At 62.1% G+C, this 21914-nt stretch carries 17 protein-coding genes; 8 read left to right on the plus strand and 9 right to left on the minus strand.

Going from position 1 to position 21914, the window contains the following annotated elements; all coding sequences use genetic code 11:
* Positions 1-69: 69 nt before the first annotated feature.
* A complete protein-coding gene (locus LJE98_RS15125; protein ID WP_229576055.1) occupies positions 70-1611 on the plus strand; it encodes an AAA family ATPase in 1542 nt (513 codons plus the stop codon).
* Here LJE98_RS15125 and LJE98_RS15130 read toward each other — a convergent pair.
* The 4 genes from LJE98_RS15130 to LJE98_RS15145 all read right to left on the minus strand — a co-directional run bounded on the left by LJE98_RS15130 (position 1598) and on the right by LJE98_RS15145 (position 5219).
* Positions 1598-2518, minus strand: a complete 921-nt coding sequence (locus LJE98_RS15130) for an energy transducer TonB (RefSeq protein WP_229576056.1) — start codon at positions 2516-2518, stop codon at positions 1598-1600. The two genes, LJE98_RS15125 and LJE98_RS15130, sit on opposite strands and share 14 nt — an antisense overlap.
* Positions 2515-2994, minus strand: coding sequence for a TonB system transport protein ExbD (gene exbD / locus LJE98_RS15135; RefSeq protein WP_229576057.1), 480 nt, complete (start codon positions 2992-2994; stop codon positions 2515-2517). The genes LJE98_RS15130 and exbD overlap by 4 nt, the downstream gene beginning before the upstream one ends.
* 4 nt (positions 2995-2998) lie before the next feature.
* Positions 2999-4141 carry a tonB-system energizer ExbB gene (gene exbB / locus LJE98_RS15140; protein WP_229576058.1) on the minus strand — a complete coding sequence of 381 codons (1143 nt, stop codon included), beginning with the start codon at positions 4139-4141 and terminating at the stop codon, positions 2999-3001.
* A gap of 148 nt (positions 4142-4289) precedes the next feature.
* A complete protein-coding gene (locus LJE98_RS15145; RefSeq protein ID WP_229576059.1) occupies positions 4290-5219 on the minus strand; it encodes a 1-phosphofructokinase family hexose kinase in 930 nt (309 codons plus the stop codon).
* 179 nt (positions 5220-5398) lie between these two features.
* Between LJE98_RS15145 and LJE98_RS15150 the strand changes: the two genes are divergently transcribed.
* Positions 5399-6067 carry a riboflavin synthase subunit alpha gene (locus LJE98_RS15150; protein WP_229576060.1) on the plus strand — a complete coding sequence of 223 codons (669 nt, stop codon included), beginning with the start codon at positions 5399-5401 and terminating at the stop codon, positions 6065-6067.
* Positions 6068-6080: 13 nt separating this feature from the next.
* Here LJE98_RS15150 and LJE98_RS15155 read toward each other — a convergent pair whose 3' ends face one another.
* Positions 6081-6464, minus strand: a complete 384-nt coding sequence (locus LJE98_RS15155; protein ID WP_229576061.1) for a response regulator — start codon at positions 6462-6464, stop codon at positions 6081-6083.
* A gap of 214 nt (positions 6465-6678) precedes the next feature.
* Here LJE98_RS15155 and LJE98_RS15160 point away from each other — a divergent pair, with 214 nt between their 5' ends.
* Positions 6679-7056 (plus strand): hypothetical protein, encoded by a 378-nt coding sequence (locus tag LJE98_RS15160; RefSeq protein ID WP_229576062.1) that lies wholly within the window; start codon positions 6679-6681, stop codon positions 7054-7056.
* A 41-nt stretch (positions 7057-7097) separates the two neighbouring features.
* Complete coding sequence (locus tag LJE98_RS15165; protein WP_229576063.1) at positions 7098-7589, plus strand: MgtC/SapB family protein; 492 nt, start codon at positions 7098-7100, stop codon at positions 7587-7589.
* Positions 7590-7607: 18 nt separating this feature from the next.
* Here LJE98_RS15165 and LJE98_RS15170 read toward each other — a convergent pair whose 3' ends face one another.
* Positions 7608-8396 carry an SDR family oxidoreductase gene (locus LJE98_RS15170; protein ID WP_229576064.1) on the minus strand — a complete coding sequence of 263 codons (789 nt, stop codon included), beginning with the start codon at positions 8394-8396 and terminating at the stop codon, positions 7608-7610.
* Positions 8393-8584 (minus strand): DUF3008 family protein, encoded by a 192-nt coding sequence (locus tag LJE98_RS15175; RefSeq protein WP_229576065.1) that lies wholly within the window; start codon positions 8582-8584, stop codon positions 8393-8395. Before LJE98_RS15175 ends, LJE98_RS15170 begins: the two co-directional genes overlap by 4 nt.
* A gap of 142 nt (positions 8585-8726) precedes the next feature.
* On the opposite strand from LJE98_RS15175, the gene glgX reads away from it, so the two are divergent.
* Positions 8727-10805: a glycogen debranching protein GlgX gene (gene glgX / locus LJE98_RS15180; RefSeq protein ID WP_229576066.1), complete on the plus strand. Its 2079-nt coding sequence runs from the start codon at positions 8727-8729 to the stop codon at positions 10803-10805.
* 9 nt (positions 10806-10814) lie between these two features.
* On the opposite strand, the gene LJE98_RS15185 is transcribed toward glgX, so the two are convergent.
* Positions 10815-11822 (minus strand): PAS domain-containing protein, encoded by a 1008-nt coding sequence (locus tag LJE98_RS15185; protein ID WP_229576067.1) that lies wholly within the window; start codon positions 11820-11822, stop codon positions 10815-10817.
* 238 nt (positions 11823-12060) lie between these two features.
* On the minus strand, positions 12061-13248 hold the full coding sequence (locus LJE98_RS15190; protein WP_229576068.1) for an acyl-CoA dehydrogenase: 1188 nt from the start codon (positions 13246-13248) through the stop codon (positions 12061-12063).
* Positions 13249-13344: 96 nt separating this feature from the next.
* On the opposite strand from LJE98_RS15190, the gene LJE98_RS15195 reads away from it, so the two are divergent.
* From LJE98_RS15195 to pbpC, 3 genes are all read left to right on the plus strand, one after another.
* Positions 13345-14265 carry a LysR family transcriptional regulator gene (locus tag LJE98_RS15195; RefSeq protein WP_229576069.1) on the plus strand — a complete coding sequence of 307 codons (921 nt, stop codon included), beginning with the start codon at positions 13345-13347 and terminating at the stop codon, positions 14263-14265.
* A gap of 106 nt (positions 14266-14371) precedes the next feature.
* Positions 14372-19816: an alpha-2-macroglobulin family protein gene (locus tag LJE98_RS15200; RefSeq protein WP_229576070.1), complete on the plus strand. Its 5445-nt coding sequence runs from the start codon at positions 14372-14374 to the stop codon at positions 19814-19816.
* Entirely contained in the window at positions 19816-21903 is a 2088-nt protein-coding gene (pbpC, locus tag LJE98_RS15205) for a penicillin-binding protein 1C (protein ID WP_229576071.1), read from the plus strand. The genes LJE98_RS15200 and pbpC overlap by 1 nt, the downstream gene beginning before the upstream one ends.
* The last annotated feature ends 11 nt before the right edge of the window (positions 21904-21914 follow it).

The following is a 21914-nucleotide window of genomic DNA, read 5'->3' on the forward strand; positions in this document are numbered from 1 at the left end:
GATGTGCAAGATGCTGGCCTTCGTTTCGCGAATGGTCGAAACTGCGCCGACCGTCACGCGGGAGGATGCATGTTAGTCGAGGACCAATCCGTCGCGATCGCCTATCTCCGGGACCCGGCAAGCCATGGGATCACCTCAGCCGTGGAGGTGATCGAGACCCATATATCCCTGATTTTCCTGGCGGGCGAAAAGGCCTACAAGCTCAAACGGGCCGTGAAGCTACCCTATGCCGACTTCTCGACGCTCGCGCTGAGGCAGCGCTATTGCAAGGCAGAACTTGCGCTCAACGGGCGCACGGCGCCGGAAATCTATTGCGGCGTAAGGCGAATCACGCAGGACGCTTCTGGTGAAATTTCATTCGACGGCGACGGAAAAACGATCGACTACGTCGTCGAGATGAATCGCTTTTCCCAGGATATGCTGTTCGATCGCATGGCAGAACGCGGCCAGTTGTCCAAGCCCCTGATGGAAGAGACGGCCGAACGCATTGGAGACTTTCACAGGAATGCCGAGGTCGTTCACCGGCATAGCGGGAAGGAAAACCTCTCGGCAGTCCTCGATATCAATGATGCGGCCTTTTCAGCCGTGACGCTCTTCAGCGCGGAGCAGACAACGGTCCTCAACACCTTGTTCAGAACGGCTCTCGATCGCCACGCGCTGTTGCTCGACGAGCGGGAGCGCGCCGGCATGATCCGCCACTGTCACGGCGACCTGCACCTTCACAACATCTTTCTTGGCCCCGAGGGGCCGCGCATGTTCGATTGCATCGACTTCAACGATAACCTCGCAGAATCCGACATCCTCTACGACCTTGCCTTCCTGCTGATGGACCTCTGGCACCGGAACCTGCCTGATTTCGCCAACGCCGTCGTCAACCGGTATCTCGACAGGACCGGCGACGATGCGGGCTATGGTCTCTTCCCATTCCTGCTCGCTCTGAGAGCCGCGATCCGCGCCCATGTCGGCGCGACGCAATTGCGCGATCTGGGTGATCAGACCGGCCATGCCGCCGAAGAAGCACGGGCCTATCGGGCGCTGGCACTTGACTTGCTGCGAGAGGAGGAACCGATATTGGTCGCGATTGGAGGCCTGAGCGGTTCAGGCAAATCGACACTGGCCGAAGCCATCGCCCCTCAGCTGGGCCTCGCACCAGGTGCGCGCCTTCTTGAAAGCGATCGCCTCCGCCGCGCTATCCTCGGCCATGTCAGGGGGGCACCGATGCCGGCAGAAGCCTATCGGCCGGAGGTATCCAAGAGAGTTTATGCTGCAATGACTGAAAAAACCGAACTGGTGATCAATGCCGGCGGCTCCGTCGTGGCCAATGCCGTATTCGCCCGTGCCGAGGAAAGACAAGCCATAAAGCAGGTCGCGGAGAAGACTGGAGTGCGATTCGTCGGACTGTGGCTTGAGGCCGACCCGTCGATCCTGCGGTCCCGCATCGAAATGCGCCCCGTTACCGACTCCGACGCGACGGCCGACGTACTGGACCAGCAACTCTCACATGGTACCGGCGAGATCGATTGGATACGGCTGGATGCAGGAAAGCTCCGCGCATTGGTTGCGCGTGAGGCGTTGGCCTTGGTGGCCCAGGCCAGGCTCAGCGCAGATTGAAGCGCACCGGAGCAGTGATCGTCTTGTTGACGCCTTCAGGCGGTGCCGGGACTGGCGACGCCGCCCGCACCATATCGAGCACAGCACTGTCGAGCGTAGGATAGCCTGACGAGCGCGACAACGAGACCGAAAGCACATTGCCGGAATTGTCGATCCGGAAGCGCACATAGACCGTGCCCTCTTCGCGGTTACTGCGCGCAGCGCTCGGATAACGCTTGCGGCGCTCGAGATGCGACATCAGTCGCGACTGCCATCGCGCTGGCGAAATGCTGCGACCGGACCCATTGGCCGTCGCTGCAGCGGCATTGCGAGTCGACTGGGCCACTTCGGCCTTTGCCGTGCGCGCGGCCTGGCTGGCCGGCGGCTGCGCCTGCTGCTTCTTTACCACCTTCTTGGGCGCAGGTTCTTTCTTCTTCTCGACCTTCGGCCTCGGCACCGGAGGCCGCATCATGGGGATCGGAACCTCGACATTGTCGAGTTCCGCCATCACCATCCGCTCGATCGGGCCGATCTCCGGCGGCGGCTCGGGCAAGGGTTCGGTCACGGGAGGCAGTTCCGGCAAGGCCTCTGCCACATCCGGTTCCGGTTCTGGCGGCGGAGGCTCCGGCAAGGGCTGCGCCACCGGATCTGGAACGGGTTCCGGCAAGGGCTCGCTGGACGCGGTCTTCACCTCTTCGGAATCAACCTCTTCCGTCGAGATCTCGTTCTCTTCGGTGATCACGGCTTCGGGTTCGGGCGCAAGTTCGATCATGATCGCCGGCGGTGGTCCGTTGTCGGCGACGACCATCTCGGGTTCGCGCAGGAGAACCGCAACAGCGCCTGCATGCGCGGTGGCAATCAACAGACCGGCCGTGGTCCACAACAGCCCCTCACCAACGACACGTCTCGCGGAGCGGGGCTCGATCATGGCGCGGTCTCCACCGGGGTCGGCCCCGGATCTGTCCCTGGCTCTTGCGCTGTCGGCAAGCTTTCCAGACCAACGAGCGCGATCTTCAGGTAACCCGCATCCCGCAACAGGTTCATGACCTCCATGAACTGGCCGTAGTCCACGGTCTTGTCTGCGCGCAGGAAGATGCGGGCATCCTTATTGCCCTCCGTCATCTTGTCGAGCGACGCACCGAGCCCTTCGCGGACGACGGTGTCATTGCCGAGCGACAGGCTCATGTCTTCCTTCAACGTCACATAGACAGGCTCATCCGGGCGGTCGGCGGGCTTGGCCGTCGAGGCGGGCAGATCGACATTCACATCGACCGTCGACAGCGGCGCCGCAACCATGAAAATGATCAGCAGCACCAGCATGACGTCGATGAAGGGCGTTACGTTGATCTCGTGGTTCTCGACGAGATCGTCACCCGAGCTGTTGTCGCGGATACCACCGGCCATCTGCTCACTCCGCCGCCATCGCCATGCTCGCCTGAGCGATCCTTGCACTCTTGCGGAAGTCGAGATCGCGGCTGACGAGCCGCTCGATGCCGGCACCGGCATCGGCGAGCAACTGGCGGTATCCCGTCACTGAACGGGCAAAGACGTTGTAGATGATGACGGCCGGAATGGCCGCAACCAGGCCAATGGCCGTCGCGAGCAGCGCTTCTGCAATACCAGGCGCCACGACCGCGAGATTGGTGGTCTGCGTCTCGGCAATACCGATAAAGGAGTTCATGATACCCCAGACCGTACCGAAAAGACCGACGAAGGGCGCGGTCGAGCCGATGCTCGCGAGAACACCGGTCCCGTTCGACATCTGGCGTCCGGCCCGCGCCTCGATCCGCGCAAGCGCCGATGCGACCCGTTCCTTGACCCCGTCACCTCCAACCTGGTCGATTGCAGCGTCCGAAAGGCGCATTTCGTGTTCGGCGGCGCGAACCATGGTCGCCACCACACCACCACGCTTTTCGAGCGCCTGAAGAGCATCTTGCAGCTGGTGCGCCCGGGTGACGGCCTTCAGGCCGCCCTTGGCCCGAGCCCGTGCGCCGAAAAGCTGCAGCGACTTGGCGAGCCAAACAGTCCAGGTGAGCATTGAGGCGAATGCCAGCGAGATCATCACCGACTTGACGACCCAATCGGCCGCCATGAACATGCCTTCCGGCGACAGGTCATGCGGCAGACCGGTTACCGCAGCGGTCGGTTCCGCTTCCGCAGCGACCGGCGTCGGCGGCAGCAGAGCAGCGGCAGCAGGGTCGGCCACGGTCCCGCCAGAAGCGGTATCCGGCACAGGGGCCTCTGCTTGCGCAACCGCAGGAGTAATCAGTGTGTCCGGCGCTGCTGATCCAGCGGTCACAGGCGCAGATACGGCAGTTTCCGGCGAGGCAGGCAAAGCCGTTGTGGAGGCTCCCGTCGGAGTCTCGGCTTCCTGGCTATTCGCTGCCGAGGGAAGCCCTGGAGCGCGCTCCGTCGAGGCCTGCGGTGCGGTGATCGGGGGCGGGATAAAACCCGGGCTCGTTTCCTGCGCATGAACGCCAGCGGCGGACAGGATGACAGTCAGGAGAAGGCAGAATCGCTTGAGCGAAGGTCCCGAATGAGTAAGCGGCATTGGGAGCTCCCTGTAAACTGATGATAAAAATCGGACGCCTTAAGCCGCGTCTCCACGCTGCCCTCCAATATAAAAGTTGATTGTCAGTGACAAGTAATAAAACGGGCCGGGCGCGGTTTTCCCGTGGGCGTGATCCGTCCGACAGGATTCAAGCGCGCCGCTGCTCGCGCTCGAACAGGTCGAACACATCGCCACGACGGCAAAGCTCGGTTCCGGCGGTCATCACCGTGGCCGCCCCGGAAGCCTGCCCGAACCGGAATGCCTCTTCGACATCCCGTCCCTCGGCCAGCGCCCAGACCATGCCCGCGACGAAGCTGTCACCCGCACCCGTCGCCGAGTTGACGGGAACATCGATGGCCGGCAGCCGAATGATGCCATCCGCCGTAGCGAGAACCGCCCCGTCGGCACCAAGCGTCACTGCGATATACTGGGCAGCACCTGTTCGGACATAATCCTGTGCTGCGGGTCCGACCTCTTCATGGGTCAGCTTGCGCCCGAGAAATGCCTCGAACTCCCCCAGGCTCGGCTTCACCAGGAACATGCGCGATCTGGAGAGGGCTTCCGACAGTGGAAGCCCCGACGTATCCAGAACCAGTCGCGCGCCCTTGGCGGCGATGATTTCGGCAAGCCGCACATAAGTATCGTCGGGTACGCCGCGCGGCAGACTGCCACTTGCCACGATGATGTCCGCATCGCTCGCTACGATCGCCTCGAAGACGGGAGCCAGTTCCTCCTCCGTCACGAGGGGCCCCTCCGGCACGAAACGATATTCGAGATTGGTGGAGGTTTCATGCACCGCATACGCGACGCGCACCGGATCGTGGATCGGGAATGGCCGCGCGGTAACCGGCAGACGCTTCAGCATGGCCTCGAGCAACTCTCCGGTCGCGCCACCGGAGAGGAACATCAGTTCGCAGACACCGCCGAGCGTGGCGATCACACGCGCAACGTTGATCCCGCCGCCGCCGGGAAATTGCTGCTGATTGTGCGTACGCGTCTTGTGGGTGTGTCGAACGACCTCGGCATCGCTAGAGATATCGATGGCCGGATTGAGAGCGAGGCAGAGAATTTTCGTCATCGAATTACCACCAGCTTGAAATTTAGCGCGCAGACTGCCGCATGCACACGACAGATCTAGGACAACCGGAAGCAAGATCGCAACCCGGTCGAAAGCCGCATGTGCCCAACCAGCCCACCTGCTGGGCGTTCCTGAAGCGGTAAAATGCTGAACACAGAGTCCCGCAGCAGGGATTGTCTTTGGCCCGCGAGACATTACCTTCGCTGCGCATCACCGAGGAAAGCTTCATGTATACCGGCATTGTCCAGACCGTCGCCCCGATCAAGTCCATCATCCGTCATGATGGCTATACAACCTTCTTTATCGAGTTGCCGGAACGGCTGGTGGTCGATCTGCAGATCGGCGCGAGTGTAAACGTGGAGGGTGTCTGCCTCTCTGTGACGTCGATGGACAGCACGATCGTGACCTTCGATGCGATGGATGCAACTCTGGATCGGACCAATCTCGGCGGACTGAAGACAGGAGACGGCGTCAACATCGAACGCTCGGCAAAACCGACCGACGAGAACGGCGGCCATAACATCGCCGGACACATTGCGACGACCGCCGAACTTGTCGGCGCGAAAATGGAGATGCCGGGCGCCCATGTTCGTTTCCGGGTGCCGGAAGAATGGGCCAAATACGTTTTCAAGCGCGGCTATCTTGCCGTGAACGGAGCCAGCCTGACGGTCGCAGAAGCAGATGGTGACGAATTCACCATCAACCTGATCCCGGAAACCCTGCGGCAGACAACTTTCCCGCGCTACAAGCCTGGCGACCTGCTGAACATCGAAGTCGATCACCAGACCATGGTCATGGTCGATGTGGTGGAACGAACGCTTGAGCGCTTGATGTCAAAACGAAGCTGACCCTCACTTCGGGTCAGTGGCTGCTAGGCGCGGGAACGTCTTTCATCAACGACACGAGCACCTGCCTGTAATCAGCCGGTTTGGCCGCGCAGAGTTCCGGCGGGATACCCTTGTCCTCGATCTCCTTGATCGCCGACCCCGACACGATGCGGAACGGTATCCCGCTGCGCCGCAGTTTTTGCACGATCGGCGTCACGGCACCGTCCTTGACCATGAAGTCGAGTATAGCGCCCGAAATATGTTCCGTTTCGAGGATCTCAAGTGCGTCACAGACCGTTTCGGTGGTGATTACATTGACGCCTGCCCGCGCGACGGCGTCGGCAGCGTCCATTGAGATGAAGACATCGTCTTCGACGATGAGGATCGTATCGATGGCGAGGGCCTGTCCTGGTCTCATTTCGGGTCTCCCTTTGCCTTCACAACGCCGCTGACACTGCTTTGTTCAGATTTTCGTAAAATGCCAAACGGCATGGTAAACAACACGTTAAGTCGAACAATGCGTATCATCGCGATCGAGTCCACACGTCGAATCTTTCTCCCTCGCACGCGCACCCATGGAACAACACGACTGGTCTAGCGTTTCCCCGGCAACTCAAATCGGGAGATCAGTCATGCAGATCATCGGGACCGAAGTCACTGAGGCAACGGGTGCAAACGAGGGCTTCCTCGTGGAATTCATGGGGGACGGCGGAGAGCGCGTTTCCGTGCGTCTTGCCCAATCAGAGAATGGTGGCCTGAGCCGCGACAATGCGCTCGCGAAGGCCCAGGTTGTGCTCTTGCAGGCCAGCCGTTTCGGTCTTTCGACCGATGACGGTGACGATGCGGCATCCGAACCCAGCGACGCGGTCGAAAGCCTGCGCCAGGAGCAGGACAAGCGCGATCGCGGTGACAGTGAACTGGAGGAGGGCTTGGAAGATACCTTCCCGGCGAGCGATCCGGTCTCGGCGACCTACACATCGACAGTCGGCGCCTCCGAAGACAAACATTAAGCAAAGGCGATGGGCACCATTTGGTGCCCATCGATCATGACATGCCATCAGAACTCACGAGTTTCGGCACGCCGACAAGCTTGGAGCTCTCAGCCATCATCATCCGGCTGCTGATTGCCCTCGTTTGCGGGGCGGTCGTCGGCTTCGAGCGGGAATGGCGGTCCCATGCAGCAGGCCTGCGGACCCATATTCTCGTCTGCCTCTCGGCAGCGATCGTCGCCATCCTCACAATTGAAATCACCAATCATTCGGCCTTCTCCAGCGACGCGATCCGCCCGGACCCGATCCGCCTCATCGAAGCGGTGACAGCCGGCATTGCCTTCCTTGCGGCAGGAATGATCGTCTTCAACAAGGGTGAAGTGAAAGGTTTGACCACGGGTGCGGGTCTCTGGTTTGCCGGTTCGATCGGCCTCGCCTGCGGGCTGGGCTTCTGGCAGATTGCCCTGATCGCGACACTGTTTGCGGTTTGCGTGCTCTGGCTGATCCACCGGCTTGAACATCATATTCCCCTGCCGCCCAACGATCCCGACTGACAGGAGACAGCGAGCCGATCACCGAAGAAGGCTCTGGCCTCCATCGACCCAGATCGGTGTTCCCGTCACATGACGGGAGGCATCGGACGCGAGAAAGGCTATGACATCAGCCACTTCGGCGGCAGTGCCGGCTTTTCCTCCCGTCAGAGGAATATCCCCTTCAGGAAATTCAACCGGCACCTCGGCTTCACGCTGCTTCCGCGTGCGGGTATTGTCATCGATCTCTGTATCGATCGCACCAGGGCATACGGCATTGATACGGATCCCGTATTGCCCGAGCTCGAGGGCAAGTTGCTGTACCATAGCAAGTTGGGCTGCCTTAGTCGCTGAATAGGCCGTCGCACCAGGCGTCGTGAACGTCCGCGTGCCGTTGATCGACGAGACGACGACAATGGACCCGCCGCTGCTCTTCATTTGCCGCACGCTATGATGAAGCGTCAGATAAGTTCCCCTGAGATTGACGGCGATCGTGCTGTCAAACTCTTCCGGCCTCAGATCGTCGATCGGCGCCCATGTTCCATTGATACCCGCATTGGCGACCACGATATGCAGTCCGCCGCGTGCATTGACCAGGCGCTCGACAGCCTGCTCCATTTCGCCTGCTTCGCTGACATCCGCGACCAGCACGATCCCCTCGCCGCCACTGGCCTGGATCTCGTCGAGCGTCTCCTGCAACTCATTCTCTGTTCGGCCGAGCAATCCGACGAGCGCACCGCCGCGGGCGAGCCGCAAGGACGTGGCCCGGCCAATGCCGGATCCGGCGCCCGTGACCAATGCTGTCTTCCCTTCAAATGCCTTGAAATTCATGAGCGATCCTCGGCATGCTCTGGCTTCCCCTTGCGCTTCACCGAAGCAAGCTCTTCCAGTTCGGTCTCGCTCATGCTCTTCTCCATGCTGCGGGACGCGCCCTTCAACTCGGATTTCTTGGTATCGCCGCGTTTGGCGGAAAGCGCGGCACCCGCAGCTTTCTGTTGTGCTTTCGATTTCGCTGGCATGGGGATCTCCTCGGTCAGGGCCCATCAGGGAGGCATGAACGAGAGAACCACCAGCGCCTTGGAAGGTTCCGGCGGGACAGCAACGGAACAAAGCCACACGCTGGCGAATTAAGCTGCGCAACTCCATACATTTGAGGATCACATGGACGCCATGAGCACGCATTTCACCGTCATGCCCGGCGAGTGGCAACAACTCGGAGCGTGCTTCGACGGCGAGGGCACCAACTTTGCACTCTTTTCGGCCCATGCCGAACGTGTAGAGCTTTGCCTGTTCGACGACACTGGCAGCGTCGAAATCGCACGGATCGTACTGCCGGAATACACAAATGAGGTATGGCACGGCTATCTGCCGGGCGTGAAGCCGGGTCAACTTTACGGCTATCGGGTACATGGCCCCTACGAGCCTGAAAACGGCCACCGCTTCAATCCGCACAAGCTTGTCATGGATCCCTATGCGCGCGAACTTGTCGGCGATTTTGCCTGGTCAAAGGCGCATTTCGGCTACGATCTGGATGCCGAGGAAAAAGATCTGTCCTACAACACGCTGGACAGCGCTTCATGCTCGCCCAAGTGCCGCGTCATTGAACCAGCCGCCGGCCGGATTGCCAACGGCTTCAGGCAAATCCCCTGGGCCGACACGATCGTCTACGAGACCCATGTCAAGGGCTTCACCCAGTTGCATCCGGCCATCCCTCCGGAACTTCGGGGCACCTTCGAGGGTCTTGGCCACAAGGCTGCCGTCGACTACGTGAAGAGCCTCGGCATCACATCGATCGAACTGCTGCCGGTGCATGCCTTCCCGGATGACAGCCATCTGATGGAAAAGGGCCTTCACAATTTCTGGGGCTACAATACGATCGGCTTCTTCTCACCTGCCAGCCGCTATTATGGCCCCAAGGGTCTCGCCGGCTTCCGCGACATGGTCCGTTCCTTCCATGACGCCGGAATCGAGGTCATTCTCGATGTCGTGTACAACCACACGGCCGAAGGCAACGAACTGGGGCCAACCCTCTCCTTCAAGGGCATCGACAATTTCTCGTACTACCGGACGATGCCCGACAATCATCGCTACTACATCAACGACACTGGAACCGGGAATACGGTCAACACTTCGCACCCGCGGGTGCTGCAGATGGTCATGGACAGCCTCCGCTACTGGGCAGAAGAGATGCATGTCGACGGATTCCGTTTCGACCTCGGCACCATCCTTGGCCGCGAGCCCGAGGGTTTTGACCAGCGTGGCGGCTTCTTTGACGCCGTAACGCAGGACCCGGTGCTTTCCAGGGTCAAGCTTATCGGAGAACCATGGGATATCGGTCCGGGTGGTTATCACGTCGGCGGCTTCCCGCCGGGCTGGGCCGAGTGGAACGACAAGTATCGCGACTCGACGCGCGAATACTGGTTGAACGCCGACAATACCTCTCAGGACTTCGCGGCCCGGCTTCTCGGTTCAGGCGATATCTACGACCTGCGCGGACGCCGCCCCTGGGCAAGCGTCAACTTCATCACGGCGCATGACGGCTTCACCCTCAATGACCTCGTTTCCTACGACCAGAAGCACAACGACGCCAATGGCGAAGACAACAGGGACGGCCACGACCACAATCGCAGTCACAACTATGGCCATGAGGGACCGACCGATGACGCGGAGATCAACGCGATCCGCGATCGGCAGAAGCGAAATTTCCTGGCTACGCTCTTCTTCTCACACGGCACACCGATGCTGCTCGCTGGCGATGAATTCGGCCGGTCGCAGATGGGCAACAACAACGGCTATTGCCAGGACAGCGAGATCAGCTGGCTGCATTGGGAAGACCTGCCGCAAGGGTGTGAAGCTCTGAGGGAGTTCAGTCGACGCCTCATAGCGCTTCGCAAGGCGCAACCATTGCTGCGTCGTGCGAACTGGCGGGACGGCATGCAAATCGATTGGTACAATGTCGATGGAGGCCACCAGGAAGCCGAGCATTGGCTGGACGGAAATCCCCTCGCCCTCAAGCTGCAGCGTCGCGACCTGGAGGGAGAGGATGGGGTCTGGCCTGAAATTCTGCTTCTGTTCAACCCGATCGCGGAGGACATCGATTTTTCCCTGCCCGACACCGGCGGTGGAAGCTGGCAGCTGGAGCTGACAACCTTCGACATTGAGCAGAGGGGCGATGTGGCCGAGGAGGGCCAAAAGGTTAAGCTGCAGGCGCGCACGCTCGCCCTGTTCAGGCGAAGGTGAACCTGACGCTCAGTCCTGCGAGGCTCTCTGGAGAACTTCGAAATCATAGAGCTGCCCGGCGACAGAAATGCGCCGGGCGGAGATGACCACGGGTATGACGCTTCCGGACGAATCGCGGATCTCGCCCAGCATCCCGGTATATCCACCGTCCCGGTCCAGCAGCATGAGGCGTTCAGCCCGGGCCTCGCTGCCGAAGACAACGCCCGAGGCGACCATTTCACTGCCGCGGATTTCGTCCCAGCTCTTGCCGACAAGCTCGAGATAGGCCTGATTGACACGGACATAGCGCGAGCTTTTCTGCCCGATGGTGGAAATCGAGAAGGCGACGGGCGAAAGCTCGAAGAGCGCCTGGACAACGGGGCCCGAAAGGGCGGTCATTTCAGCCTGCTCCATGACCTCCCGAGAGACCAGCTTGTCCTCGTTCACCGGCGCGATCTCGTAGTCGGCCGGCATGACCAACTCGTCCCGGAGAACAGCGACGAAGCGCCAGAGATCCACTTCCAGAAACTGCGGCTTATGCGTGTCGTCGACGCTCTCCAACTGGACCGGCAGTGCCGCGATGGCACTCGAAAGCCGTTGGGTCTCCTGTGAGCTGCGAGCGTCGGCAAGCAGAGCCTGCAGCTTGCCGAGTGCAATTGAGCGCAAATTCGCATAAGCCTGCTGCAGCTTTTCTGCCCGCTCGGCTTCGACGGCTTCAACGGCGCGTGAACCATCCGCAATGGGCAATGCTTCGAGCAAGGCCCAGATACTGCGCTCCTGGGGGGACGCCTCGTTGAGAACTCTCCCCTGAGGGGCATAGCGGATCAGACTGAGGATCGTATCAACGCCGAAGGTGTTGGCATCGGCGGGCACGACCTGACCGTTCGACCCGGCAGAAAGCGCAGTCAGCCGCGTTGGCCCGCCATTATCATCGAAATAGACTGAGACTTCAGTGATCGTGTCCGGGAAGTGGAGCCAGGGATGCTCGCTGCGAAACGCCATCAATGCAGCAGAGTCGAGTACTGTCAGAGCATACATGGCGCCTCCTCCACAATCGGCTGGGAGTGCCCTGCACCCCCATCCCGCTCCTTCGAGCCGGAATCGCCTTACATCAGCATAAAGCAAATCGCAGGGCTTCTGCACGTGTTTCTACGAGGCCACAAGGATATGAATGTTTGTGCTGAAACGCTGCAACCTCGGCGCTGGCGCAAAACTGCGACAGCGCCGAGGTCCAAAAATTTCAATGGCGCCGGACTGTGCGGCCCCTGAAGCTGGATCAGAAGAAGGCCTGGATGCCGGTCTGGGCACGTCCCAGGATGAGGGCATGCACATCATGCGTGCCTTCATAAGTGTTGACGGTCTCCAGATTCTGCGCATGGCGCATCACGTGATACTCGATCTGAATACCGTTGCCGCCATGCATGTCCCGCGCGACGCGCGCAATATCCAGGGCCTTGCCGCAATTGTTGCGCTTGACGATGGAGATCATTTCCGGGGCGAACTGGTGTTCGTCCATCAGGCGACCCACTCGCAGGGATCCCAGCAGTCCGAGCGCGATCTCGGTCTGCATGTCGGCGAGCTTTTTCTGGAAGAGCTGGGTGCCGGCGAGCGGCTTGCCGAACTGCTTGCGGTCGAGGCCATACTGGCGGGCGCGGTGCCAGCAGTCTTCGGCAGCCCCGAGAACACCCCAGGAGATTCCGTAGCGCGCACGGTTGAGGCAGCCGAAAGGACCCTTGAGGCCCGATACGTTCGGCAACAGCGCATCCTCGCCGACTTCGACGCCATCCATGACGATTTCGCCGGTGACCGACGCGCGCAGCGAAAGTTTGCCGCCGATCTTGGGTGCGGAAAGTCCCTTCATGCCCTTTTCGAGAATGAAGCCGCGGATCTCGCCGCCATGTGCCTCGGACTTCGCCCAGACGACGAAGACATCGGCGATCGGAGAATTGGAGATCCACATCTTGGCGCCGCGCAGCCGGTAACCGCCCTCGATCTTCTCGGCGCGCGTTTTCATCCCGCCCGGATCCGAGCCGGCATCGGGTTCGGTCAGGCCGAAGCAGCCGATGAGTTCCCCCGAGACGAGACCCGGCAGATACTTGTCCTTCTGCTCCTCCGAGCCATAGGCGTAGATCGGATAGATGACCAGCGACGACTGCACGCTCATCATCGATCGATAGCCGCTGTCAATGCGCTCGATCTCGCGGGCCACGAGGCCGTAGGAAACATAGTTGGCACCCGCAGCACCGTATTTTTCCGGCAAGGTGACGCCGAGCAGGCCAGCCTGACCCATGAGACGGAAAAGCTCCGGCTCGACCGTCTCGCCGAGATAGGCGTCGGAGACGCGTGGCGCGAGCTCCGCGCTGGCAAATGCCGCAGCGGCATCCTGGATCATCCGCTCGTCCTCGCTCAGGACCTCGGACATCAGGAAGGGATCACTCCAGGAAAAGGGTCGCATCTCGCTCATCGGTCTCATCCATTGTTTCGTTCTCTCAGATTGCTCATGACTGAGCATAATTCAAGCCATGTTTACTCATGTTGCTATTAGGTCTAATCATAGCGCATGCTCACACACCAGCGTCGCTTCCTGCCCTCCACCAGCGCCCTCGCCGCCTTTGATTCCGTGGCCAAGCTCGGCAGCTTTTCGGCCGCCGCCAATGAATTGGCCCTGACCCAGGGCGCCATCAGCCGCCAGATCGGGCTTCTCGAGGAGCAGCTTGGCGTCAGGCTCTTCGAGCGCACGAACCGCGGCGTCGAACTCACACCCATCGGCCGGACCTATGCCAAGGGTATCGGCGATGCGCTGGCGACAATCCGGACTCTCTCGCTCGAAGCCATGGCAACCCGCGACGATACGCATCTGCGCCTCGCGATCCTTCCGACCTTCGGCACCCGCTGGCTGATGCCGCGCATCCCCGATTTCCTGTCGAAGAATCCGGCCATCATCATGGACTTCGCCACCCGCATTGGCCAGTTCGACTTCGAGGGGTCGGGGCTTGATGCGGCCATCCACATCGGCGAACCAAATTGGCCCGGCACCGATTGCCAGTTTCTGATGCATGAAATCGTGGCCCCGGTCTGCAGCCCGGCCTTTCTCGCCGCAAATCCGGTCGCCCGACCGGAAGACCTGTTGTCCAAGCCGCTTTTCGACATGGCCTCCCGCCCAAGGGCTTGGGAGCATTGGTTTGCAAGTCTGGGCATCAGTGAGGGCCGAGGCGGCGGCATGCGCTTCGAACAATTCTCCAACGTCGTCCAGGCCTGTCATGCGGGCCTCGGCATTGCCCTCGTCCCGACCTTCCTCATCGAACCGGAACTGTCGGGCGGACAGCTTGTCCGCGCCTGGGATCACGAGATCAAGAGTTCGAGCGCTTACTACCTCGTGCGCCCGCTTTCGAAGATGGCCTATGGGCCGGCCAGCACCTTCTCGACCTGGATCCTCGATCAGGCGAGAAGCTTCAGCCAGCAACGCCTCGAAAGGGATTGAGGTGCACCCAGAAATGACTCGCGGGATGTGTCGCGTGCGCATTGACAACCCCATGTCATCAGCGAAGACTAACCTTCGAAAGCCATGATCAGGCTCGGAGGGGACTATGTTCAAGAACCGCTTTTCGGCGTTGCTCACATTCGCGCTGGCGCTCGTTCCACTCTCTCCCCCGGCGTCGGCTCAGGACATGAGAACCATCGAGCGGGTCGATGATGCCGACTATTTCGGCTTTGATCTGCGAACCGAGAAGAACGTCTCACTCGACGAATGCGAAGCGAGCTGCATCGGCGATGCCGCCTGCCGCGCCTTTACCTTCAATCCGAAGGTGAACTGGTGTTTTCTCAAAACCGACTACGACCAGCTGAACAGTTTCCCCGGAGCCATAGCGGGCCGCATCGTTCTGCAGACGGCGGAGCCCGATATCGGTGCCCCGCCAGCCCTGACATTTGTCTCCGAGTATCTGAAGTCGGAAGCCCGCAATCAGCGGGACCGTCTCGCGATCGCCCCTGAACAGGATGGATGGGGCCGTGACGCGCTGATCGGGTCCGCCCGTGCCGCCTTCACGAGCGGCAACATTGATTTCGCAATCGTCTCGATGAAGGGCGCCCTCGCCATGGACGCCAACGACCCGGCCCTTTGGCTGGAAATGGCCCGCATGGCCAATACCGTCACCAACAATTACGGCATGGCCAACGAAGGCGCGATGGCCGCGATCAACGGCTATCTGCTGACCCGCGGCGCAACGACCCGCGCCGAAGCGCTCGCCACGCTCGCGAAATCCCTGGAAAACAGCGAGAACTGGCGCCCGGCGCTCAGCGCCTACAAGGCGAGCCTTGAACTCGCGTCGAATGAAGAAGTCGGAGCGGCCCTCAAGGATCTCCGTTCCCGCCAGGGTTTCCGCGTCGTGAGCAACACGGTCGATTCCGACAGCGCTTCTCCGCGCGCCTGCGTTGAGTTCTCCGAACCGCTGGTCAAGCGTGGTGTCGACTACACCTCCTTCGTCACCCTGGACGGCAAGACACCAAAGGCACTCGAAGCGAAGAACAACCAGGTCTGCGTGGAAGGGCTGGAGCATGGCGGCCGCTATCGGCTCGCCCTCCGCGCTGGCCTGCCCTCCTCCGTCGACGAAAACCTGGAAGCGCCGGTCGAGCTCGAAGTCTATGTCCGCGACCGCAGCTCCAGCGTACGCTTCACCGGTGACAGTTTCGTCCTGCCTTCCTCCGCCCGTCAGGGCATTCCGCTCGTTTCGGTGAACGCCGATAGCGCCAACCTCGAACTCTACCGGATCGGTGACCGCAACATTGCCCCGCTCCTCGCCGCCTCGCAATTCCTCACCCAGATGGACGGCTACACTGCCGGCCGCGTGAAGGACGAGATCGGCGAACTCGTCTGGCAAGGTTCCCTCGACATCGCCAACGAGCAGAACAGGGAAGTCGTCACCAGCATTCCGCTGCAGGAAGCGCTGCCCACGCGCAAGCCCGGCATCTATGTGCTGACCGCCGTCTCGCCGACCGCCGTCACCGAGAACTGGGACAGCCGCGCGACACAATGGTTCGTCATCTCGGACATCGGCCTCTCGACCTTTGCCGGCACCGACGGTCTTCACGTCTTTGCCCGCTCGCTGGCATCGGCCAGCCCGCTCGCCAACATCGAGCTGCAGTTGATTGCCAAGAACAACGAGATCCTCGCCACCGCCACGACCGATGCCGAAGGCCGCGCACGCTTTGATGCCGGTCTCGTGCGCGGCGGCGCAGCCCTGGCGCCGGCGGTGATTGCTGCCCGCAGTGGCGCCGACGACAACGTCTTCCTCGACATGACCCGGGCCGGCTTCGACCTCTCCGACCGCGGTGTCACCGGTCGTCCGGCACCGGGCCCGGTCGATATCCTGGCCTGGACCGAGCGGGGCATCTACCGTCCTGGCGAAACCGTGCATGTTGCAGCCCTCGCCCGCGACACCAATGCCGACGCCATTTCCGGACTGCCGCTGACCTTCCTGTTTTCGCGACCGGATGGCGTCGAATTCCGCCGCATGGCCGTGACCAGCGAAACGCTGGGCGGTTATTCCGTCGATCTGCCCATCCTTGCCAATGCCATGCGCGGCACCTGGACGGTGGCGATACACACCGACCCGAAGAAATCGGCGATCGCCCAGTCGACCTTCCTGGTCGACGACTTCGTGCCCGACCGGCTCGACCTGAAGCTCTCAAGCGACGCCGAGGCGATCTCGCCGGAAGAGCCCGTGACCGTCTCCGCCGATGGCCGCTACCTCTATGGCGCGCCGGCAGCCGGACTGACGCTCGAAGGCGAAGTCGTGATCCGCCCGACAACGAGCCATCCCGACTTCCCCCGCTACAGCTTCGGCCTGGCGGACGAGGAAGGCATCGAGGATGTGCGCCTGCCGCTCGAAGGTCTGGGCGTGCTGGATGATGATGGCCTGGCCACCATCGATGTATCCCTCACGGACTTGCCCTCCACCACGCGCCTTCTCAACGCCGATGTGGCGCTGCGTCTGCGCGAAGGCGGTGGCCGCGCCGTGGAGCGCAAACTGACCATGCCCGTCACACCGGACGGTCCTGTCATCGGCATCAAAGCGGAATTCGAAGGTGATCTCGCTGAAAACTCGAACGCTGCCTTCAACCTGATCGCGCTTGGCCCCGATGGTGAGCGTCAGGCGCTGCCGACCGCGCGCTGGAAACTGATCAAGCTGGAGCGGAACTACCAGTGGTACCGCGACGGCTCCTCCTGGCGCTACGAGCCGATCACCACGACCAAGCTCGTGGCCGACGGCATGATCGACATTGTAGCCGAAGGCACCCCACTTTCCGTCCCCGTGACGTGGGGTAGTCACCGCCTCGAGGTCGAGCAGGGCGATGCCGTCACCAGCGTCGATTTCGATGCCGGCTGGTTCGTCACTGCAGGCTCCACGGAGACACCGGACGCACTCGAAATCGGCCTCGACAAGGCCTCCTATCAGGTCGGCGACACCGCAAAGCTCAGGATCTCACCGCGCTTCGCCGGCCAGGTGATCGTCACCTCGGGCACGGATGCCCTGGTCTCGACGCAGGTTGCCGAAGTTCCCGCCACCGGCACGGAAATCGAAATCCCCGTCTCCGCGGACTTCGGTGCTGGCGTTTATGTGAGCGCGACCCTCTTCCGTCCGGGTGATGCCGAAGAGAGCCGCATGCCGGCGCGTGCGATCGGCATTGCGTGGCTTGCCGTCGATCCCGGTGCCGACAAGCTGGCCATCAAGCTTTCCCCGCCGGAAAGGACCCTGCCGCGACAGCCGCTCGAAATCCCCGTCGAAGTGGCCGGCGCGGGAGTTGGCGACGAAGCCTATGTGATGGTGGCAGCCGTCGATGTCGGCATTCTCAACCTCACCCGATATGAGACGCCGGATCCCGAAACCCATTATTTCGGCCAGCGCCGGCTGGGCCTCGAATTACGCGACCTCTATGGACGCCTGATCGATGGCTCGCTGGGCGCCACCGGACGCTTGCGCACCGGGGGTGACGGCGGACAGGTCGCCCTTCAGGGCAACCCGCCGCGCGAAAAGCTGGTTGCCTTCTTCTCCGGCCCCGTAAAGCTCGATCCCGATGGCAAGGCCACGATCTCCTTCGACATCCCGCAATTCAACGGCACTGCACGTGTGATGGCATGGGCATGGTCGAAGACCGGCGTCGGCCACAGTGTGGCCGAGGTGATCATCCGCGATCCGGTCGTTGTCACCGCAAGCATGCCAAAATTCCTCGCGCCCAATGACGAGAGCAACCTTCGTCTCGATATTGCCGCGACCGACGCCCCCTCCGGCACCTACACACTCGCTGTCACCGGCAATGACCCGGTCAGCATTGGCGGCGCCGAAAGCCAGCAGATCGAACTGACATCAGGGGAAACCACGACCGTCACCCTACCGCTGACTGCGAACTCACCCGGCGATGGCACGATCGACATTGCCCTGACGGGAGCAGACGGCCTCGCGGTCAGCCAGGCACTCGACCTGCCCGTGCGTCCGTCGACACTGCCGATCACAGAGCGGCAGGTCATTGCGCTGGCACCGGGAAAGAGCCTGACCGTCGATGGAGACCTGCTCGCAGACAGCCTCCTGCAGGGTGCCTCGGTCAGCCTCAATGTCGCCCGCGCCGATGGCCTTGACATCCCGGGCCTGCTGATGGCGCTGGACCGCTACCCCTATGGCTGCGCCGAACAGACGACGAGCCGCGCGCTGCCGCTTCTCTATTTCGATGAGCTGGCCAAGCTGTCCGGCCTGCCGGAAGACGAGGCGATCAACAAGCGTGTGCAGGACGGCATCCTTCGGGTGCTGGCCTATCAGTCGTCGAGCGGCTCCTTCGGCCTCTGGGCACCGGGCTCCGAAAGCCTCTGGCTCGACGCCTATGTGACCGACTTCCTGACCCGCGCCCGCGAGCAGAAGTTCGACGTACCGGAAGAAGCCCTGGTCCAGGCGCTGCAGAACCTGCAGAACCGCATCGCCTATGACAATGACATCAGGACACGCGGCAACGAGATCGCCTATGCGCTCTACGTGCTTTCGCGCAGTCGCAAGGCCTCGCTGAGTGATCTGCGCTACTATGCAGATACGATGCTGCCAGACTTCCCGACGCCACTGTCGAAGGCGCATCTGGCCGCCGCACTGTCGCTTTATGGCGACAGCGAGCGCGCCAATGCCGTCTTCCTCGATGCAGCCGGCATGAGCGAACAGGCCCGTCTGACCCCGGTGAGCTTCTCCCGCTCCGACTATGGTTCGGCACTGCGGGATGCGGCCGGCGTTCTCGCCCTCGCCGCCGAAAGCCGCCCGGTGCCGCCTGTCGTGCCGATCCTCGCCAAGGTCGTCGCGGACGAATGGAAATCCAGGCAGACGCTGAGCACACAGGAGCAGACCTGGATGCTTCTCGCTGCCCGAGCGCTTCAGCAGGATGACGAGGAGCTGACACTGGAGGTGAATGGCACGGGAAAGAGGGGCGCCTATGCCGCAACGATCCCGGGTGATGCACTCCTGCAGACACCGCTGACGCTGACCAATACCGGTCTCGATCCGGTGAGCGCCGCGATCACGACCGTTGCTGCTCCGGTTCTGCCGCCAGCGGCAGGCGGCGAAGGCTTCGAGATCACCAAGACTTACTACAGCCTGACCGGCGAAGAAGCGAACATCACCGAGGTGATCCAGAACGAGCGTTACGTCGTGGTGCTGGAAGTCACGGAGGGGGATGACTGGCCGGCCCAGCTTCTTGTGAGCGATCTCTTGCCCGCGGGGTTCGAGATCGACAATCCGAGCCTGGTCGACAGCGCTGCCTTGGCGAACTTCGAATGGATCGGCCAGACCGAGACTGCCCATCTTGAGTTCCGCAGCGATCGCTTCGTCGCCGCCATCAGCCGCGGAGAAGGCGAGAACGGAACAATGACACTGGCCTATGTCGTCCGCGCCGTCACCCCCGGCACGTATGACCTGCCGGCTGCGAGTGTCGAAGACATGTATCGCCCGCAACTGTCGGCGCGCACGGCAGCCGGCGCGATGACGGTCTCCACCGCACCCTGATGGGCCGCCTCCGGCGCATCGGGATCAGCTTCGGGGCGGCTGCCGTTTTGGCAACCGCCTCTCTTTCCTTGCTCTATTGGGCCGATAGGACATACCCTCCCCCGCTTGAGGCAGCGCGGGACGTTTCGACAGAAATCCTCGATCGCGACGGCCAGCTCCTGCGTGCCTTCGCCATCCGGGAGGGCCTCTGGCGCCTCGAAACGACCGTCGACGACGTCGACCCCAATCTGCTGCGGATGCTCATTGCCTATGAGGACCGGCGCTACAAAAGCCACTCCGGCGTGGACATGCTCGCGCTCGGACGGGCTGCCTGGCAGCTCGCCGCAAACGGTCGTATCGTCTCGGGCGCCTCGACGCTCTCGATGCAGGTCGCGCGACTGATCGAACCGCGCCGCGAACGCTCTCTGACGGCAAAGCTCGTTCAGATAGCCCGTGCGATTCAGATTGAACGGCGTTTGTCCAAGACAGAGATCCTCAACCTCTATCTCACCCACGCACCCTATGGCGGCAATCTCGAAGGGGTGCGCGCCGCAAGCCTCGCCTGGTTCGGCAAGGAGCCGAAACGGCTATCGACGGCAGAGGCAGCCCTGCTCGTGGCCTTGCCGCAATTGCCAGAACGACGCCGGCCGGATCGCCACCGCGACAATGCGCTGGAAGCGCGCAAACGGGTCCTGGAACGGGTAAGGGAGTCAGAGGTCGTCGACCCCGCCGAAGTCGCGCTGGCGCTCAACGCGGCGCTGCCGACCGCACGCCGGCAACTGCCAGCCCTTGCGCCGCATCTGGCCGAAGCAGCGAGGCGGAAAGCGCCCAACGTAAGGCTTCACCAGACCACCATTCTGCGCCCGGTACAGGAGAGACTTGAAAAGGTAGCATTCGAAGCCGGCCGCAAGCTCGACCCCAAGGTCTCCCTCGCCCTGCTGATGGCGGATGCCACGACCGGCGAGATCGTGGCAGAGGTGGGCGCCGCCGACTATTTCGACGCGTCGCGCTCCGGATGGATAGACATGACACGCGCCGAACGCTCGCCGGGCTCCGCGTTGAAGCCCTTCATCTACGGCATCGCCTTCGAACAGGGTCTCGTCGCGCAGGAGACCATCGTCGAGGACCGGCCGGCCGATTTCTTCGGCTATCGCCCGAAGAACTTCGACATGCAATACCAGGGCGATGTCAGCATCCGTGAGGCGCTGCAATTGTCGCTGAACGTCCCGGCAGTCCGGCTTCTCGACGCTGTTGGCCCCTCGCGCCTGATGGTCCGACTGCGTCACGCCGGCATCAGGTTGAAGCTGCCGCCGAATGAAGCCCCGGGCCTGGCGATTGCGCTCGGCGGTGCAGGCATCACGCTGAAGGATCTCGTACAGCTCTATGCGGGCCTCGCGAACCGCGAACAACCCGTCCGGCTCGGCGACGGCATTCGCGACATGGCCGGCCTGATCGATGAACAGCCGCTCTTCGAACCGGCAGCCGCCTGGACTGTCGCCGACGCACTGGGCGCCGTTCTTCCCCCAATGGGCAGCCCTCCCGCAGGCATCGCCTACAAGACCGGCACCAGCTACGGCTATCGCGATGCCTGGTCTGTCGGCTACGATGGCCGCTATGTGCTCGGCGTCTGGATCGGCCGTCCGGACAATGCGGCAGTCCCCGGCATTTCGGGCTACAAGACTGCGGCACCGGTCCTGTTCGAGGCATTCGCCAAATCAGGCTTGGCTGGAACGGCCTTGCCCCGCGCCCCGACAGGCGCCAATCGCATCCCGGCCTCCGAACTGCCCCAGTCGCTGCGCCGCTTCTCGATCGATCCAAACGGCCTGATCTCCGTTTCAGCGCGCGAGCGTCCACCCCGGATCATCTATCCGCTCGAAGGCTCCATTCTTGAACTCGGCAAGGGACCCGATGGTGAAGCACTGCCCGTCGTCATGAAAATGCAGGCAGGCCGCGCACCCTTCCGTTGGCTGGTAGACGGCAAGCCAATGTCCGAATCCACCCGCAGGCGAACCGGCGAATGGAGGCCCTTGGGTGCAGGCCAGTCGACCCTGACGGTCATCGATGCGGAGGGACGAGCCGCGACGGTCAACGTCTTCATCAGGAACTGAGTATCCTGCAA

This window comes from Rhizobium sp. 'Codium 1' (assembly GCF_020889605.1).
Lineage (GTDB): Bacteria > Pseudomonadota > Alphaproteobacteria > Rhizobiales > Rhizobiaceae > Allorhizobium > Allorhizobium algae.